Raw genomic sequence first — 18,597 nt, 5'->3', positions numbered from 1 at the left:
AGTACGTCCAGTACGGGGGCATCCGGCCGGCACGCCGAGAGCACGCACCGGACACCGCTCCTTCACCACGGACCTCCGTCAGACACCCCCTAGCGGCCCCGGCCGTTCCCCCGGGAGTCCGGGCTCGTTCCGGAGGGACGAAGCCGGCGCCTGGAGGGGGTGTTGCTCCCTCCAGGCGGGTGCGCCGCTCTCAATCGGCGGCCCGGCGCCTGCCCCGTCGGCGGCGCGGGTACGGGAAGAGCCGTGGCGAGCGTTTGGCGGCCAGGTCCTCGACCCAGCCGAAGGTCAGCACCAGCAGGCCGAGCAGCGGGATCGCCACCAGGAGCGTGAACCACGGGCTGGCCAGCAGCCACTGGAGGTGCGCGTAGAAGAAGTGGACGCTCCACAGGGGGTCGATCAGCGGGACGGCGACCACCAGCGCGACCTCGTGCCAGAGGTAGACGCTGACGGCGCGTGCGTTGAGCAGGCCGACCAGGCCGTTCCAGCGTTCCAGCGGCCTGGGCCACTGCTCCCAGGACGGGCTGACGTGGAGCAGGAGGGCGACGAAGCCGAGGGACCACAGGGCCTGGGCGATCGGCCAGGACTCGATGTCGGTCGGCTGGGTCGGATCGACCGGCCGGGTCTGCAGGTACCACAGGCCGGCCACCATGATCAGGGGCGCGATGGACGGCAGTACGTACTGCGGGATCTTCTTGAGCAGCCCCTCCCGGTGGGCCATGCCGAGGATCCAGCAGGAGCCGAACACGGCGAAGTCGTTGCCGGTCTCCCAGACCCGGCTGTAGATGAACTCCTGGTCGGCGAAGAACGTGTTCATGACGATCGTCAGGGCGAGGGGCGTGCACAGAGTCGGCACCGGGAACCGTCGCAGTGCCCGCAGCATCAGCGGTGAGAGCAGGACGTACCACAGGTAGGCCCGGAGGTACCAGAGCGGGACCACGATCTGCGCGGCCCAGCTCTGCTCCACGTGCTGGAAGCCGGCCAGCTCGTCCGCGTACGGCGGGGTGCTCAGCGGCAGGATCCAGAAGGCCAGCTTGGACCACCACCAGGTGGGGTGGCCCTCGGAGTCGGGACCCCAGCCGTCGAGGATCTGGAGGGCGATCATGACGGCGCCGAACAGCCACATCGGCGGCAGCAGGCGGCGCAGTCGGCCGCGGATCACGCCGAGGGCGGGACGGCTGAGCGAGCGGGCCATGAGCGAGCCGGCCAGCGCGAACATCACGCCCATCGACGGAAAGACGAGGGGCAGCCAGAACCAGCCGAAGTTGTGGTAGAGCACCACGCGGCCCAGCGCCAGCGCGCGCAGCAGGTCGAAGTAGCGGTCCCGGCCGCCGCTGCGCTTGGCCGGTGCCTCCGGCTCGGGCTCCGGCCCCGGCCCCTGTCGCAGCACGGCGGGGACCCTCAGCTGGACGGTGTCGTGGGTGCGCCCGAGGTCGATGGATGCGGTCACGGTCAGGCCTCCACGGGTACGGCGACCTCGCCGGTGCGCCTGAGCTTCTGCCACCGCAGCCGGCCACCGGTCATCGCCGTGATCGCGGACTGGAGCAGGACGATGTACATCAGCTGCCGGTAGACCAGTTGCTGGATCGGGAGGCTGATCAGATGCCAGGGCTTCTCACGGTCGAGCCGGAAGGCGTACCAGGACAGGGCGGCCTGGAGCAGGATGAAGCCGCCCCAGCTGGTGAGGGTGATCGGGGCGTCCCCGAACAGCACGCCGTACAGCAGGAACAGGTCGACCAGCGGCGCCAGCAGCGGGGCGACCACGCCGAACAGCACGACGAGCGGCAACCCGAGCCGGCCGAAGCGCCCGGCCGGGCCGCGGGAGGTCACCGCGCCGCGGTGCTTCCACATCGCCTGCATGCTGCCGTAGCTCCAGCGGTAGCGCTGGGACCAGAGCTGCTGGAGGCTCGCGGGAGCCTCGGTCCAGGCGCGGGCGTGCTCGGCGTAGACGATCCGCCAGCCGTCGCAGAGCACGGCGATGGTGATGTCGGTGTCCTCGGCGAGGGTGTCGTCGCTCATCCCGCCGACCCGCTGCAGGGCCTCCTTGCGGAAGGCGCCGACCGCGCCGGGGATGGTCGGGATGACGCCCAGCATGTCGTACATCCTGCGGTCCAGGTTGTGGCCGAGGACGTACTCGATGTGCTGCCAGGCGCCGATCAGGCTGTCGCGGTTGCCGACCTTGGCGTTGCCCGCGACCGCGCCGATCGCCGGGTCCGCGAAGGGCTGGACGAGCTCGCGCACGGTGGACGGCTCGAAGACGGTGTCGCCGTCCATCATCACGATGATCTCGTGCGAGGCCGCCGCGATACCGGCGTTGAGCGCGCTGGACTTGCCGCCGTTGGCCTTGCGGATCAGGCGCACGAACGGCAGGGCCATCTCCTCGACGATGTCCGCGGTGCCGTCCGTGGAGCCGTCGTCGATGACGATCACCTCGATCGGATGGTCGCAGGCGGCCAGGGACTCGAGGGTGTTGGCGATGCACTCGCGCTCGTTGTACGCCGGGACCAGTACGGTGACCGGCCCGGTGACGGGCGGCCCCCAGGCGTCCCGCTTCTTGGAGCGGCGGGCGTGGATCGGTGCGAGGACGAGCATCAGCGCGAACCGGCCGAAGTTGAGGAAGCCGACGAGGGCCAGCAGCCCGACCAGTACCGGAAGGGTGAGCACGGCGAACTGGGTGGCCCAGATGTATCCCTTGCCCGCCCACAGCTGGTACCCGTGCACCGGCACGGTGGCGCTGGAGGCGCCGAGCGCGTCGGAGATGGTGGTGAAGCGGTAGCCCTGGGCCTGCAGCTTGTCGATGACCTGCTCGAGCGCGGCGATGGTCTGGGTACGGTCGCCACCCGCGTCGTGCATCAGGATCAGCGCGCCCGCTCCGGGCTTGGACGGCGTCGCCCTCTTGACGATCTCCTCGACTCCGGGACGCTTCCAGTCCTCGGTGTCGCGGTCGATGAACGCGGTGAGGTAGCCGCGCGCGCCGACGTACTTGATCACCGGGTAGTTCCAGTCGTCCATCGCCGTGGCGTCGGAGGAGTACGGCGGGCGGAACAGCGCGCTGTGGATGCCCGCGACTCCGGCCAGCGCGAGCTGCGTCTGCGCCAGCTCCCAGCCGATCCGGCCCCGGGACTGGTACGCCATGTCGGCGTGGGTGAAGGTGTGCACGCCGAGTTCGTGGCCGCCCGCGACGATCTGGCGGATCAGGTCCGGGTGGCGCGTGGTCATGGCGCCGGTCACGAAGAAGTCCGCACGGACGTTGCGGGACGCGAGCACTTCCAGGATCTTCGGAGTCCACTCCGGCGAGGGACCGTCGTCGAAGCTCAGGACCACGGTGTGGTCGGGGATGCGATAGCTCACGGGGCGCTCGTTCCTGGCACCCCGGGCATCGATGATCGGACCGCCCTTGAGCAGGTGGTCCGGCACGGTCGTCTTGTCGACCGAGATCGCGATCCGGGAGTCGTGGAACGCCTCGTTCGTGGCGAGGCCCCGCAGGACGAGGAGCGCGAGCAGACAGGCCAGCAGGGACAGCGGCATGAAGAAGCGCAGCGGCGGCGCGGCCAGTCGGCGCGGCCTGAGCAGGGACTGCCGGCGGCGCTGGTGGCGGGACAATGACACTCCTGGAGATGAGTGGTGCGGGTGATCAGGGGTGCTTGGCCGGTGGGCCCGAAGGCTTTGCCCCGCGCGACGTGGTGGTCGTCGGCTTCGACGTGGTGGCCGCGGGTTTCGATGTGGTGGCCGCGGGTTTCGAGGGTGTGGCCGAGGACTTCGTCCGGGGTGTGGCCGACCGGCCGGCCGTCCCGGGCGAGGACGACGAGGACGCCGCGGGCGACGGGGTGGGCGACAGCGACGGCACGGGCGAGGGCGGCCGCGATGGCTGGGCGGGTATGCCCATCGCCGGGGCGTCCGCCTGCACGCCGATCAGGCTGCTGCCCATGGCGACGGCCAGGACCGCGCCGACCACCGAGACCGGCCAGCCGAGGCCCCGCAGCAGACGGCCGCGCAGACCCGACTGGTCGACGAACACCGGGGCGGGGGCAGGCTCCTCAAAACTTGACTCATACATGTCAGGCTCTGCAGGGAGCGCCGGCCTGTGGTCGGGAGGAGTAATGGTTCGGCGCACCGTGCGAGGCCTTTCAGTGCAGGGCACTAGACCCCGGGAGAGCAGGGCGAACGCTAGTGCACCGGCCTGAATCGAATACGGCTTGATGTATGCATTTGGCTTGATCTGCTCAGGTGTTGTAATCGGATCGAAATGCCAATGGGATGTACCGGCGAGTAAACGAGGCGTGCATCGCGGTCACCTATCGATCACGCGCGCGATACCCTCCGAGTCGGCGGCCCCGGGCTCGATTGCGCCGGAATCGCGACCGCGCACGCGGCGGTGAGAACCGCACGCTCGTTTCGCTAGGATCCCCACTCGTGCGATCAGTCATCTGATCTTCACGCAGTCATCTGATCCCCATGCAGTCATCTGATCCCGTGCACAGGGCGTGTCCAGGTGCCGCCTCTACGCCCCCAAGGAGCCCGTGTGAGCCAGCCCCACCGCACCTCACGTCGCCGCGCGTGGACCGTGCTCACGCTGCCCGCCCTCCTGTGCCTCCTCGCCGCGTGCTCCGGCGGCCCCGGTGACGACGCCGCCGCGCCCGCGCCCACCGCCTCGCCCACCCCCTCCGGGCCGCCGGGAACCCTGTTCGACGACTTCCACTACAGCGGCCCCGACGACCCCTCGCTCACCGCCAACGGCTGGGAGGTCCGCAACGGCGCGGGCAGCCCGGGGATCAAGGACACCTGGTCCAGCACCGGCGCCGGCTTCCCCTCGGACCCGACCGCCCAGGGGGGCAGGGTCCTGCACCTGCAGGCCTCCACCGACGGCACCAAGCAGGGCACCAGGCAGGTCGAGGTGCAGAGCACCGGCGCCGACCTGTTCACGGGGACCTACGCCGCCCGGGTCTACTTCAGCAGCAAGCCCACGAGCGGTCGCAACGGCGACCACGTCGTCCAGACCTTCTTCCCGATCTCACCCTCCGACTCCTCGGCGAACTACAGCGAACTCGACCACGAGTACCTGCCGAACGGGGGCTGGGGTTCGGTGGGTCCGCGACTCGACTCCGTCAGCTGGTACAAGGCCGATCCGCCGGACCGCGTCAGCCACACGCTCAAGGAGCGCCTCGAGGGCTGGCACACCATGATGATCACCGCGATGGACGGAAAGGTCACCTATTCCCTGGACGGAAAGGAGTTGTTCACCAGCTCCGGCAAGTACGTCCCGCGCGAGAAGATGGACATCCATTTCAGCAACTGGTTCATCGACCTCCCCTTCACCGGCGGCCCGCGCACCTGGGACATGAAGGTCAACTGGTTCTATTACAAGGCCGATGAGGCCGTTTCCCCGGCGGACGTACAGAAGACGGTGGACGGCTTCTACAGCGCCGGCACTCACCACGTCAACACCGTGCCCACGTCCTGACTTCGGTCCGGCATTGCGCCGTTGACCCGTCTGCCGGAATCCGAGTCGCGGACGAAAGCCGTGGGGCGGGGTGATCGTTTCTGCCTACTCCGCACGGATGACGTCATGTGTCCGCGCCCAACTCGCCGGGGAGTAACGCCCCGACGAGATGAGGTGCGGCATCGTGAGGGAACGGATGCGCCCGTCGCGGGTCCGCGGATACCCGCCGGGGGCGGGGCGCGCCGCAGCGGCGGGGGGTGCTCCCGGCGTGTGGCGGCCGGCGTCGGACGTGCCGTACGCGGGGTTCTGGGCGCAGCCGGCCGAGGCGGCGGCCGTGCTCGAGAACCACGACGTGGTGATCGCGGGCGGCGAGGACGGGCGGCGGATGCCGACCGCCCGCGCCGCGGTCCTCACCCCCTCGACCGGCGTGTGGAAGTCCATGCCGTCGCTCGCCCAGGCCCGTCGGCTGCACACCGTGACGCGTCTTTCGAACGGGCAGGTGCTGGTGGTCGGCGGCCTCGGGGCAGGACCTGGAGCGCCCCCGGCCGGGCTGGCCTCCGCCGAGCTGTACGACCCGGGCAGTGGGGGCTGGATCCCTGTCGGCGGGCTCGGCGAGGGCAGGTTCTCGCATTCGGCGACGGCCCTGAAGGACGGCCGCGTTCTCGTCGCGGGCGGCTGTACGGCCCGCGACGACCACTCCCTGCGGACGCTGCGCTCCGCCGAGTTGTACGACCCCGACAGCCGGCGGTGGACGCCGGTGCGCGCGCCGATGACGGACGCCCGCTTCGGACACCCCGCGGTGCGGCTCGAGGACGGCAAGGTGCTCCTGGTCGGCGGGGCGCTCGCGGTGGGGCGGGCCAGCTACGCGGCGCTCGGCCACTGCGAGCTGTTCCACCCCTCGGATGCGACATGGACGCCCACCGGCACCCTGGCCAGGGCCCGCAAGGGCCACCAGGCCACCCTGCTCCTCGACGGCGGCGTGCTCGTCACCGGCGGGGACATGCAGGGCTTCCGGGACGATGACTGGACCTACGACCCGTACAGCCAGTGGACCACCGAGCGCTACGACCCGGGTCCGGGCACCTGGAGCGCCGACGCCGACATGCCCTGGGGCCGCAGCCACCACCGGGCGGTGCGGCTGAAGTCGGGCGCCGTGCTCGTGCTCGGGGGCACGGACGACTCCTCGCTCGCCGTCGGCTACCAGAACGCCGTGCTGTACGACCCGGGCGCCCGTGCGTGGTCGGCCGAGTTCCCCATGAACGAGGGCCGCTGGGCTCCGGCCGCGGTGGCCCTGCCCGACGGACGGGTCGTGGTGATGGGCGGTCTCACCCACTCCGGCGCGGCGGCTCCGGTGCCGGGCGAGGACCGGGTCACCGCCACCACGGAGACCTACACGCCCTGACCGGCGCACGGTCCGGAAGGAGTGGAATTGCGCGACCTACTGGCCGGTGGAGCGGGCGCGGTGGCGGATCCGGCACGGCCCGCCACGAGCGTACGGGCCGCCGGCGGCGGGTGGACGGCCTCCGGGGAGCTGCCGATGCCGCTGCTCTACTGGCACGGCCAGTACGAGGGGCCGGTCACCCTCGAGGACGGCCGGGCCCTGGCTGCGGGCGGCGCGGGGCCCCTGCTGCTGTCGCTCGACGGATCCGCCGTCTTCGATCCCGGCCCGGGCACGTGGGCCGCGACGGGCGCCCTGCTCCAGGACCGGCGCATGCACTCCCTCACCGCCCTCCGCGACGGCCGCGCGCTGGCCGCGGGCGGCATTCCGGGACGGCAGGCCTTTCCGCAGCCGACGCTCGACCACGCCGAGGTGTTCGACCCCGGCAGCGGGACCTGGCGGGTCACGGCCGCGATGGCCGAGGCGCGCAACGGGCACTCGGCGACGGTGCTCGGCGACGGGCGGGTGCTCGTGGCGGGCGGTCAGCGTCCCCGTTCGCGCCGGGACATGCTCACCCTCGCCACGGCCGAGGTCTTCGATCCGGTCCATGAGACGTGGGCGGCGACGGGCGCCATGACCGTGGCCCGCTGGGACCATCAGGCGGTCCCACTGCCCGGCGGCCGCGTCCTCGCCGTGGGCGGCATGGTCAGCACCTGGCGGCACGGCGCCTGCCCCGCGCTCGGCCTGTGCGAGGTGTACGACCCGGACAGCGGGACCTGGGAGCCGACCGGCTCGCTGCGCACGGCCCGCGCCGTGCACCAGGCCGTGCCGCTCCCCGACGGCTCCGTGCTCGCGATCGGCGGCGAACCCGGCCGCGCCGCGGACGACGCCCGCTTCCGGCCCTACAGCCTGTCGAGCACGGAGATCTACGACGTCACGACCGGCACGTGGCGCCCGGGTCCTGCCCTGCCCTGGGGCCGCGCCTACCATCGTGCGGTGCCGGCCGGGGACGGAGTGCTGGTGTTCGGCGGTACCGAAAGCGCCTGTCTGGACGTGGGCTTCGCCGGCACTCTGCGCTGGGAGGACGGCGCCCGGCACTGGTCGCCCGCGGGTCCCCTGCTCACCGGCCGCTGGGCGTTCGGGGCGACCGTGCTCGGCGACGGGCGGGTGCTCGCGGCAGGGGGCATCTCCCGTGCGGGCCCGGCCGCTCCCCGGGCCGGCGAGGACGTCCCGGCCGGCGCGGCGGAGGTGTTCACGCCATGAACCGGGGGCAGTGGGCTCATGCCGGCGAGCTGCCGTGGGAGCGGAACCTGTTCGGAGCGGAGAGCTCCGCCGTACGGCTCGCGGACGGCCGCGTCCTGATCGCGGGGGGTGGCGACGACCGGCTCACCGCCCAGGACGGGGCCGCCCTCTTCGACCCGCGCACCGGGGTGTGGACCGGGGCCGCGCCGCTTCGGGAGGCCCGGCGGATGCACTCGACCACGGTCCTCGCCGACGGGCGCGTGCTGGTCGTGGGCGGCTGCGGCGGTCCGGCCCGCCATCCCGTCGTCGCGCTGGACAGCGCCGAGGTGTACGACCCGGTCGGGCGGAGCTGGTCGGACGCGGGGCGGATGGGGCAGGCACGGTGCGGACACTCCGCGACCCTGTTGCGCGACGGCCGGGTGCTCGTGGCCGGAGGCGCCGCGGCCCGCTCCCCCGACAGCGAGCGCGCGCTGGCCTCGGCCGAGGTCTTCGACCCGCAGTCGGGGCGCTGGACCCCGACCGGCCCGATGCTCGACGCCCGTGCCCATCACCCGGCCGCCGCGCTGCCCGACGGCGCGGTGCTCGTCGCGGGCGGCTGGGCTGCGACCCGCCGGGACTGGCGGGGCGGGGCGGGACTCGCGTACTGCGAACGGTACGACCCCGCGACCGGCCGCTGGACGGCCACGGGCGGCTTCGCCGCGGCCCGCACGGGACACCGGCTGACGGCCCTCGCCGACGGCACGGTGCTCGCCACCGGCGGCGGCGACCCCGACGCCGGCACCCAGGGGCGGCCCGACCCGTACAGCCGGGCCACCGCCGAACGCTACGACCCCGCGACCGGCGCCTGGAGCCGGGAGGCGGACATGCCCTGGGGCCGGTCGCTGCACCAGGCCGTGCGCCTGCCGACCGGTGAGGTCCTGGTCGTCGGCGGCACCAACGACACGCTCGGCGAAGCCGGTTACCGCAGCGCCGTCCGCTACGACCCGCGCTTCGGGACCTGGTCGCAGGAACCGGGGACGGAGGTGGGGCGGCTCGACTGCGCCGCGGTCGTCCTCGCCGACGGCCGGGTCCTGGTCGCGGGCGGCACCGTGCGGACCGGACCCGCCACCCCCTCGGGCTCCTACCTCCAACTCACCCGCACCAGTGAGCTGTTCACTGCGTAGTTCCCCCGACCACCTTCACAGCACGGAGGAGTTCCGTCATGACCGAAGCGACCGCCGGACCAACCGGTTCCGCCCCGCCACCCGTGCGGCGCCTGGTCACGGGCACCGTCACCGATGACGGCCGGCCGGCCGCCGCCGGGACCCGCGTCGAGCTCGCCTCACGGCGGCTGCGCTCCGCGAGCGGGCTCGGCGAGACCCGGACGGGGAACGACGGTCGCTACCGGCTGGAGTACGAGCCGCCGGCCGGGCCCGCCGCTCTGGTGGTACGGGTCTCGTCCCCCGACGGCAGGTCGGCCGAGGCCTCCTGCCCGGCGCCCGGCTCCGAGGAGAACCTGGACGTCACCCTGCCCGCCGACCCGCGCAGCGAGTACGCCCGGCTCCTCACGGCGGTGACACCGCTGCTCGACGGGGCCGATCCGGCCGGACTCACCCCCGAGGAGGCGGGGTTCCTCGGTCATGCCGCCGGCTGCGATGCCGCGCACGTCCGCCTCTTCGCCGGGGCCGCCCGGCTCGCGGGCACCACGGGGCAGTCGCCGGAGCTGTTCTACGGCCTGTTGCGCCGAGGGTTTCCGGACGATGTCGGCGAGCTCGCCCTGCGGCGTACGAGTGCCGTACGCGAGGCGCTCGCGGCAGCCGTCGAGCTCCGCCTGATCGACTCGGCGGACGGCGGGGAGGAGTTCCTCGCCGCCCTGCGGGCCCGTCAGCTCGGCTCCGACGGCTGCGACGGTTCCGAGCGCGCGGGGGTCTGCGACGGCACGGACGTCTCCGAGCGTACGGACCTCCCCGAGCGCATCGACGGCTTCGACGGCTCCGCGGACGGGACACCGCCGTCCGCCCTGGCCCGCCTCTTCACCCTCACGATCGCGGACCCGCAGGTGCGCCGGCGGCTGTTCTGCGCCCACCTCGATCACGACGGCCCCCGGCACGCCTCCCACGCATCGCTGCTCGCCGTGGACGCGCCGCCGGACACGACCGCACGGCTGCACCTCGCCCTCGAGTTGAGCCGGGTGGCCGACGGGCACCCCGAGCTGGTGGGCGCGCTCCTGGAGCGCTTCGACAGCGGAGAGCTCACCCATCCGCGCGAGCTCGTCCGGCTCGACGGCCACTGGGAAGGCCTCGTGGCGGAGGCGGGCGGCCCGCCGCACGCCAGTGCCCCGGCGTTCTCCCCCTCCGAGTACGCCGGCGAGCTGCGCTCCCGGGTCGAGCGGACCTACCCGACCGCGTACGTGGCCCATCGGCTCGCCACCGCCCCCGAGCCGGACACCGCTCCCGCCGCCCGCTTCCTCACCGCGAACCCGGACTTCGACCTGCTGAGCACGCCGGTCGACTCCCGCAGCGTCCCCGACGAGGAGGCCCGGCCCGAACTGGCCGCCATCCAGCGGGTGTACCGGGTCGCACCGCGCTTCGAGGCGATGCGGGCGCTGCGGGACCAGGGGTTCTCCTCCTCCTCCGCCATCGCGGGCGTGGCCCGGACCACCTTCGCCGAGCGGATGGCGGGGCACCTCGACGAGGCGGAGGCGCACGCGGTGCACGCGCGGGCGCTGCGGGTGCACGCCGCCGCCGTGAACCTGGTGGCCGACCTGCGCACCGCCGGGCAGTTCGACGTGCCGTGGCTGCCCCCGGTGGAGGCGCACACCGACCTCGTCCCGGACTGGGGGGAGCTGTTCGGCTCCGCCGACCAGTGCTCCTGCAAGGAGTGCCGCACCCTCTACAGTCAGCCCGCCTACCTGGTGGACCTGCTGTACTTCCTCAAGCGGGCACCGAGTGCAGGCTCGATGGGCGAACTGGGCGAGAGTCCGATGGCGGACACGCTGTACGCCCGGCGGCCGGACCTGTGGCACGTGGAACTCAGCTGCGACAACACCAACCTCACGCTTCCGTACATCGACCTCGTCAACGAAGTCCTGGAGAACGCGATCGTCCAGGACCCCGCCACCGCGGACCGGCGGCGGCAGAGCAGCGGCGACCCGGCGCATCTGCGGATCCAGCCGCAGTGGACCAACCACGGCGCCTACAACCGGCTGGCATCCGCCCTGTACCCGTGGTCGCTGCCGTACGACCTCTGGGCCGACCGCGCCCGCAGCTACCTGGGGTTGCTCGGCGTGCGGCGCGAGGAGCTCATGGCCACGCTGCACCCGGCGGGCGCGGACTCCGTCGAGGTGGTCGCGGAGAGCCTGGGCATCACCCTGACCGCCCTGCGGATGATCACGGGCGAGGCCACGGGGCCGGGCCACACCCTGGCCGCGTTCTACGGCAAGCCCTCCGCCCTGCCCCCGGACCAGCTCCTCGATTCCGTCTCGTCCGTGCGGGCCATGCTCGACACGGCCCAACTGGAATATCCGGAGCTGGAGGCGGTGCTCGACACCCGCTTCGTCGATCCGGTCCGCAGCCTGGTGATCGAGCCGACCGACCCCGACCACCCGTGCGACACACGACTGCTGCGGATCAACGGCCTCACCACGGACACCCTCGACCGGCTGCACCGCTTCGAGCGGCTGCGGCGGGTGCTCGGCTGGCCGGCGCACCGGCTCGACCGGGTCATCGCCACGTGCACACCGGGCGAGCTGACCGCCGCGACGCTGTCCTGCGTGGTCGGCGTACGGCGCCTGTCCGAGCGGTTCGGCCTGCCCGTGGAGCGGCTGCTGTGCCTGTTCGGCCCGCTGGACACGCATCCGTACCGCACGGGCGACGACCTTCCGCTGTACGACCGCCTGTTCCTCGACGACACGGTGATCGTCGCTGTTCCGGGCAGCCGCAACCCCTTCACGCTGAACCCGTCCCGCACCGAGGTCGAGAGCGCGGGAGACCTGCGGGCCTATCCGGTGTCGGCGGCCCTGCTCAGTGGCCTGGAGGTCACGGACGCCGAGCTGACCACGCTCGTCACCGGGCCGCGGGCCGTGGTCGCGGACACCCGCCTCACGCTCGCCAACCTGTCCGCCCTGGTGCGGACGGTTACGCTGGCCCGCGCCCTGCGGCTGCCGGTCGCGGACCTGCTGCGGCTCTTCGAGCTGCGCGGCGGCAGTCCGACCCGCCCCGGCGGACGGGCGCCGGACGGCGGCGGGACGGCAGGGGACGGCGAGACGGAGCTGCCGGCCGGCCGGCCCGTACGGCTGCGCCCCTCACCCGTCGAGGACCCCGGCCCCAGGGGGACCTCGGCGGGCGCCGGAGGTGGGCTGGGCGAGCCGCCGGCGGCTGGGGACTCCGCCGCGTCGGTACGCGCCTCGCTCGCGGACACGGCCCGGTTCGCCGACGAGGTGGAGGCGATCGCGGCCGGTGGCCTGGCCGTCGCCGAGGCCGACGCCGTGCTGACCGCGACGACCGGCCCCGAGGGCTCGACCGTGCCGTCCGATGCCGCCCTCGGCTCGACGCTCACCGCTCTGCGCTCGGCCCTGCGGGCCGTGTACGAGCAGACCGCGCAGACCACCGACGACAAGGGCGTGCTGACCGGGCGTCATCTGTCGTTGCTGGGCTGGGACGCCGTCCGGGTGGAGCAGGCGGTGGCGACCTTGCTGGGCACTGTCGTGTACTGCGCCCCGGTCGCCAACGACATCGGCGCCCGGCCGTATCCCCCTGACCTTCCGGTGCGCTTCGAGCCCGGTCCGGACGGACAGGGCATGCTCCGGTTCACCGGCCCGATGACGCTCGCCCAGCGCGACCGGATGTACGACCTCGGCTCCGGCGAGCTGTGGGGGATCATCGTACGGAAGCTGTTCTCGGCCCCCCGGCAGTTCGTGGCCACCCAGATGAACGCCTACCGGATCCCGGTCCACCGGACGCCGCTGACCACCATGCCCGCCGGTCTCGCGCTGCCGCCCGAGCTCGTCGGCAAGGTGTTCCACGACCCGTCGGCCCAGACCTTGTGCTCCCTCGGCCACCGCAGCCAGGACGAGATCGACGCCCTGATCGCGGCGTCGGGCGACGGCGACTTCCAGCGGGCGGTGCACCTGCTGCAGGGCGTGCAGAACGAACCGGTCGGGGGCGACAACGCGTTCCTGGACGCGTCGCACGCCGACACCCTGTTCAACGAGCCGCAGGCACCCGCCGACCGCTTCCGGCACGTCCTGTCGGTCCTCCTGCCGCAGCTGCGCCGACAGCTCAGCGAGACGACGGTGAAGCTCCAGCTCAGCCAGGCGACCGGTCTCGACGCGGCCTGCGCGGACGCCCTGCTCGGGACCTGGCTGCGCGCCCTGTCGGAGCCCGGACCCCTGGTCCTGGACTTCCTCGCGCCCGCGTTCGTCGGCAGCGACCGGGTGGTGGCGGTCACCCGCACGGGCTTCCCCGTGCAGTTCACCGCCCTGTCGCTGCTGTACCGGGTCGCGCTGGCCCTGTCGCGGCTGCGGGTCACGGGCGAGGAGCTGCCGTGGGTGATGGGGTACGCGGCGGGTGCCGGGTGGCTCGATCTCGCAGCGCTTCCGGTGTCCCGCGTCGAGGGCGCGTCGCCGCTGTACCGGCCGTTCGTCCGGCTGCTCGGGCTGCTCGCGCTGCGCGACACCCTCCCGGGCGGCTCGGGCACGCTCGGGGCCGTCCTCGCCGCCGGCCGCGGCCCGGGCGCGTCCGGCGACCGGGTCTTCGACACCCTGAGCGAGCGGACCGGGTGGAACCGGGACGACGTCGAGGTGCTGTGCGCGGCCGGCATGCTGGAGATCACCCTGCCCGGTGAGCTCGGGGACGAGCGGGGCCTCGGCCGGCTGCGCACCGCCGTCTCGCTGCTGCGCCGGCTCGGGGTGTCGGCGGTGCGTGCGGCGGCCTGGATCCCCTCCGAACTGCCGGTGGACATGGTGCAGTCGGTGGTGATGGCCGCGAAGGCACGGTTCTCGCCCGAGGACTGGCTGACCGCCGCCGTCCCGGTGGCCGACGCGCTGCGCGAGCGGCAACGGACCGCACTGGTGTCGTACCTCGTCGCGTACCCGCTGACCACCAGCGTCGGTTTCCCGTTCTGGAAGGACGTCAACGGCCTGTTCGACCACTTCCTGCTCGACGTCGAGATGGGCGGCTGCCGGCTGACCACGCGGATGGCTCAGGCGATCTACACGGTCCAGCTGTTCGTCCAGCGGGTGCTGCTCGGTCTGGAGGTCCGGGTGCAGCCCGGTGACGACGAGACCTGGGAGCAGTGGGAGTGGATGAAGCGCTACCGGCTGTGGGAGGCGAACCAGAAGGTCTTCCTGTACCCGGAGAACTACTTCCAGCCCGATCTGCGGGCCGGCGCGTCCCCGTTCTTCGCCAGTCTGCGCAGCGAGCTGATGCAGAAGGAGGTGGTCGGCGACACCATGGAGGAGGTCTACCGCAATTACGTCGACCGGCTCGACTCGGTGGCCCGGCTCCATCCCTGCGGCATCGTCCACGACCTGTCCTCCGGCGTGGAGGTGGTGCACCTCTTCGCGTGCACCGATTCCGCGCCGCGGATCTTCCACCACCGCCGCTGGATCAAGAACCGGACCACATGGACGCCGTGGGAGAAGATCGAACTCGACCTCGACACCCCGGCCCTCGTACCCTTCGTGTGGAACAAGCGGCTGCACCTGATGTGGCCGACGTTCGTGAAATCGGGTGATCCGCAGGCGATCAAGAGGCTGCCGGACCCGATGGTCAAGGACTCGGCGATCGAGCAGCCGCAGATCTACTGGAAGACGCAGCTCAACTGGACCCAGTACGCGAACGGCGGCTGGCAGCCGAAGCGGATCACCCAGCAGTCGCTCGATACGTTCAGGGGCTGGTGGCCCATGAGTCAGGAAGAGCAGATCGCAGCCGAGGCCGATCCGTTCTTGACCACCGGCCGCTACCGGCTCTACCCGCAGCTCGGGCCGGACGGCGAACTCGTGGTGTGGAGCGTGTACAACCTGCACTCGTCCGTCTTCCCCGACCCGCGCGGAGGAGTGATCTCCGGAGCGTTCCGGTTCGGCCCGCGGCCGGGTTCCGTCACCATCGACCCCACCGTCCTGTGCTACGACGGCACTCCCGAGGCCGCGGCCCGCGGGCAGCTCTTCATCTGGCCGACCGACACGCAGAGCATCAACAACGAGTTCGTCCAGCATCCCGAGCCCCACGCTCCCCCCGGCTACCGGGGCAAGGTCCACCTCCCCGAGCTGTTCCACTTCTACGGCAGTGATCCGGTCCTGGAGAACCCGCTGGGCACCGCACCCTTCCGGCTGCAGCTGCCCGTCTCCTTCGCCTCGCCCCAGGGCTGGCTCTACGACTCGGCGACCTTCACCGACGGGGCACGCAGCTACCACATCGCGCCGGACCTCCACTCCAGTCCCACGCGGCTGCGGTTCACGGCGATGTACCACCCGCACGTCGACCTGTTCCTGGGCCTGCTCAACCGCGACGGCACCCGGGCCCTGCTCGACCGGTCGGTCCAGCTCGAACCGGGCGCGCAGTGGCCGCTGTTCGACTTCCGCTCCTACGCGCCCACACAGCTGGTGTCGCCGGACTACCCGTCCGAGACCGAGGTGGACTTCACACCGGAAGGCACGTACGCCGACTACAACTGGGAGCTGTTCTTCCACATCCCGCTCCTCATGGCGCAGCGGCTGAGTGCCAACCAGCGCTTCGCCGAGGCGCAGCAGTGGTTCCACAAGATCTTCGACCCGACCTCGCGGGCCGGCGGCCGGTCGCCCGCGCGCTACTGGATCACCAAGCCCTTCTACCTGCAGAAGGACTACCAACGGCAGCGGATCGAGGACATCCTCAAGCGCCTCGCAGAGGGTGACGCGGGCGAGCGGCGCCGGGTCGAGGAGTGGCTGGCGGACCCGTTCCAACCGGACGTGGTCGCCAAGTTCCGCACCACCGCCTACCAGAAGGCGGTCGTGATGCGGTACCTCGACAACCTGATCTCCTGGGGCGACCACCTCTTCCGCGAGGGCACCCTGGAATCCCTCAACCTGGCGACCCAGATGTACGTGCTCGCCGCCGAGCTCCTCGGGCCGCGTCCCGTGTCCGTACCCCCGCCGAACGAGCCGGCGCCGCTCAGCTACGCGGAGCTGCGCGCCCGCGACGCGGCAGCGCCGGATCCGGTGACGGCGGCCGAGCACCTGATCCCGGTGGGCGGGACGCAGCCGCCGCCGGCAGGGATCTCGCCCGGTCTGGGCCTCGGCTGGCTGGGCTACTTCCGCATCCCGCCCAACGACAAGCTGCTCGGCTACTGGGACACGGTCGAGGACCGGCTGTACAAGATCCGGCACTGCCAGGACATCGACGGCGTCCGGCGCGCGTTCGAACTGTTCGGCGCCCCGATCGACCCCGCCCTGCTCGTCGGCGCCGTCGCAACGGGGGCCGGCCTGGAATCCGTGGCGGAGGACCTGGGCGGGCCGCTCCCCCACTACCGCTTCACCACCATGGTCGCGAAGGCGAGGGAGTACACCGCCGAGGTCAAGTCCTTCGGCGCGCAGCTGCTCGCGGCGCTGGAGAAGCGGGACGCGGAGGCCCTCGCCCGGCTGCGCTCCAGCCATGAGACCGCGCTGCTCGACGCGGTACGGGACGTGCGGAACGCCCAGGTCACCGAGGCGGCCCACACGCTGGCCGGGCTCCGGCAGGCGCGCGCCGGGGCGAGGAAGAGGCAGGAGTACTACGCGACGCGCGACAAGATGAACGCCGGGGAGAAGACGCACGAGGCCCTCAGCTGGTCGGGCATCGGCACCCAGACCATCGCGGCGGCCGTCGACATGACGGTCAGCGTCATGCGGCTGCTCCCGGAGCTCAAGATCGGCTCGCCGACCACCATCGGCGCGACCTGGGGCGGCACCAACCTCGGCGAGGCACTCAAGGGCCTGTCGGGCTCGCTGTCGCAGATCGCCGGCACCTTCCACTCGGGAGCCTCTCTGGCGGCGACACTCGCCGGCTACGAGCGGCGCTCGGAGGAGTGGGAGTTCCAGAAGGGGCAGGCCGACGGGGAGATCTCGAACTACGACGCCCAGATCGACGCAGCGGTCGTCCGTCACGAGATCGCCCGGCGGGAGCTCGCCAACCACGACCTCCAGGCCGCCCACACCCGGGAGGCGGACCGCTTCCTGCACGACAAGTACACCGGCCAGGAGCTGTACGACTGGATGGTGGGGCAGCTGTCCACCTCCTACTTCCAGGCGTACCAGCTCGCGTACGAGACGGCCAAGCGGGCCGAGCAGGCCATGCGGTACGAGCTGGGCGCCGACGGTCCGCAGCTCGTGCGCTTCGGCCACTGGGACACCCTGCGCAAGGGCCTCCTCGCCGGCGAGCGGCTCGCGAGCGACCTCAACCGGCTCGACGCCGCGTATCTCGCGGCGAACGCCCGGGAGTTCGAGCTGACGAAGGCGGTGTCCCTCGCCCAGCTCGACCCGAACGCCCTGCTGACGCTCAAGGAGACCGGCAGCTGCTACGTATCGCTGCCGGAGGCCCTGTTCGACCTGGACACACCCGGCCACTATCTGCGGCGGATCAAGACGGTGGGCTTCACCGTGCCGTGCGTCGGCGGCCCGTACACCAGCGTGAACCTGACGGCCACCCTCCTGCGGAGCAGTGTGCGCACCGACCCGCGGCTGCCCGGAAACCGCTATGCGAGGCAGACACCGGACGCCCGCTTCCGGGACTACTCCGGGCCGGTCCAGTCGGTCGTGACCAGCACCGGGCAGGACGACAGCGGACTGTTCGAGACGAGTCTGCGCGACGAGCGCTTCCTGCCCTTCGAGGGGGCGGGGGTCATCGGCGAATGGCGGCTCGGTCTGCCGCGGGAGTTCCGGCAGTTCGACTACGAGTCCATCGCCGACGTGGTCATGCACCTGCGGTACACGGCACGGGACGGCGGGGCGGACTTCGCCGACCGGGCCGTGTCCGAGCTCCGCGACGGCCTGAACGGCTGGCTCCACGCGCACGGCGGCAAGGGTCTGCTGCGTGCGTTCAGCGCCCGGCGCGAGCTCGGCGACCAGTGGTACCGGTTCGTGAGCGGGACGAGCCCGGAACTGCGGTTCGCGGTGTCCAAGCGCTGGTTCCCGCGGCTGTTCGGCGACGACGGCATCACGCTCGCCGACCCGCAGATCGTCCTCGTGCTCTCCACGGATCTCGCCGCCGACGGGACCACGCGGTACGTGGACTGCTACGGGGACGGGGCCGGCGACCTGACCGTGACGCTGACCTCCCCCGGCGGCCACTCCGCGCCGGCCCCGCTCACCGCCGACCCGCAGCTGAAGGGCCAGCCGCGGGCGCGCTTCGACGTCGAGGGCCAGGTCGCCGAACACGACGAGGACTGGGTGGTGACCATGCCGCTGCAGGGGCTCGACCCGCGGCTGCGCAAGGACGGGGGGCTGCACCCGGACGCGGTGGTGGACCTGCTGCTGGTGTGGCAGTACGAGGTGACGCGGGTGCCGTGACGGGGCGGTGATGGACGGCGGGCGGGGGCGGCGCCTTTC

At 72.3% G+C, this 18,597-nt stretch carries 8 protein-coding genes; 5 read left to right on the top strand and 3 right to left on the bottom strand.

What is annotated here, in order from left to right:
* Positions 1-190: 190 nt before the first annotated feature.
* From AB0D44_RS10020 to AB0D44_RS10010, 3 genes are all read right to left on the bottom strand, one after another.
* Positions 191-1,447 carry an acyltransferase gene (locus AB0D44_RS10020; protein WP_362587202.1) on the bottom strand — a complete coding sequence of 419 codons (1,257 nt, stop codon included), beginning with the start codon at positions 1,445-1,447 and terminating at the stop codon, positions 191-193.
* Positions 1,448-1,449: 2 nt separating this feature from the next.
* Entirely contained in the window at positions 1,450-3,525 is a 2,076-nt protein-coding gene (locus AB0D44_RS10015) for a glycosyltransferase (RefSeq protein ID WP_362587208.1), read from the bottom strand.
* Between the two features lie 106 nt (positions 3,526-3,631).
* The gene (locus AB0D44_RS10010; RefSeq protein WP_362587199.1) at positions 3,632-4,054 is read right to left on the bottom strand and encodes a hypothetical protein; all 423 of its coding nucleotides are present in this window, start codon (positions 4,052-4,054) and stop codon (positions 3,632-3,634) included.
* A 465-nt stretch (positions 4,055-4,519) separates the two neighbouring features.
* Between AB0D44_RS10010 and AB0D44_RS10005 the strand changes: the two genes are divergently transcribed.
* The 5 genes from AB0D44_RS10005 (at position 4,520) to AB0D44_RS09985 (ending at position 18,558) form a co-directional block, all read left to right on the top strand.
* Positions 4,520-5,458 (top strand): glycoside hydrolase family 16 protein, encoded by a 939-nt coding sequence (locus AB0D44_RS10005; RefSeq protein WP_362587196.1) that lies wholly within the window; start codon positions 4,520-4,522, stop codon positions 5,456-5,458.
* A gap of 163 nt (positions 5,459-5,621) precedes the next feature.
* Positions 5,622-6,839: a kelch repeat-containing protein gene (locus AB0D44_RS10000; RefSeq protein ID WP_362587193.1), complete on the top strand. Its 1,218-nt coding sequence runs from the start codon at positions 5,622-5,624 to the stop codon at positions 6,837-6,839.
* Between the two features lie 27 nt (positions 6,840-6,866).
* On the top strand, positions 6,867-8,078 hold the full coding sequence (locus AB0D44_RS09995) for a kelch repeat-containing protein (RefSeq protein WP_362587190.1): 1,212 nt from the start codon (positions 6,867-6,869) through the stop codon (positions 8,076-8,078).
* Complete coding sequence (locus AB0D44_RS09990) at positions 8,075-9,220, top strand: kelch repeat-containing protein (protein WP_362587187.1); 1,146 nt, start codon at positions 8,075-8,077, stop codon at positions 9,218-9,220. The genes AB0D44_RS09995 and AB0D44_RS09990 overlap by 4 nt, the downstream gene beginning before the upstream one ends.
* Before the next feature lie 38 nt (positions 9,221-9,258).
* The gene (locus AB0D44_RS09985) at positions 9,259-18,558 is read left to right on the top strand and encodes a neuraminidase-like domain-containing protein (protein ID WP_362587184.1); all 9,300 of its coding nucleotides are present in this window, start codon (positions 9,259-9,261) and stop codon (positions 18,556-18,558) included.
* The last annotated feature ends 39 nt before the right edge of the window (positions 18,559-18,597 follow it).

The sequence above is a fragment of the Streptomyces sp. NPDC048349 genome, assembly GCF_040651925.1.
GTDB lineage: Bacteria > Actinomycetota > Actinomycetes > Streptomycetales > Streptomycetaceae > Streptomyces.
The sequence above is the reverse complement of the archived record's forward strand: the minus strand, read 5'-3'. Positions and strand labels throughout refer to the sequence as shown.

What these genes read in the sequence shown, in the direction of transcription:
- AB0D44_RS09985 (WP_362587184.1), top strand. Translation starts at nt 9,259, where the DNA reads ATGACCGAAGCGACCGCCGGACCAACCGGTTCCGCCCCGCCACCCGTG.
- AB0D44_RS10015 (WP_362587208.1), bottom strand. Translation starts at nt 3,525, where the DNA reads ATGCCGCTGTCCCTGCTGGCCTGTCTGCTCGCGCTCCTCGTCCTGCGG.
- AB0D44_RS10010 (WP_362587199.1), bottom strand. Translation starts at nt 4,054, where the DNA reads ATGTATGAGTCAAGTTTTGAGGAGCCTGCCCCCGCCCCGGTGTTCGTC.
- AB0D44_RS09990 (WP_362587187.1), top strand. Translation starts at nt 8,075, where the DNA reads ATGAACCGGGGGCAGTGGGCTCATGCCGGCGAGCTGCCGTGGGAGCGG.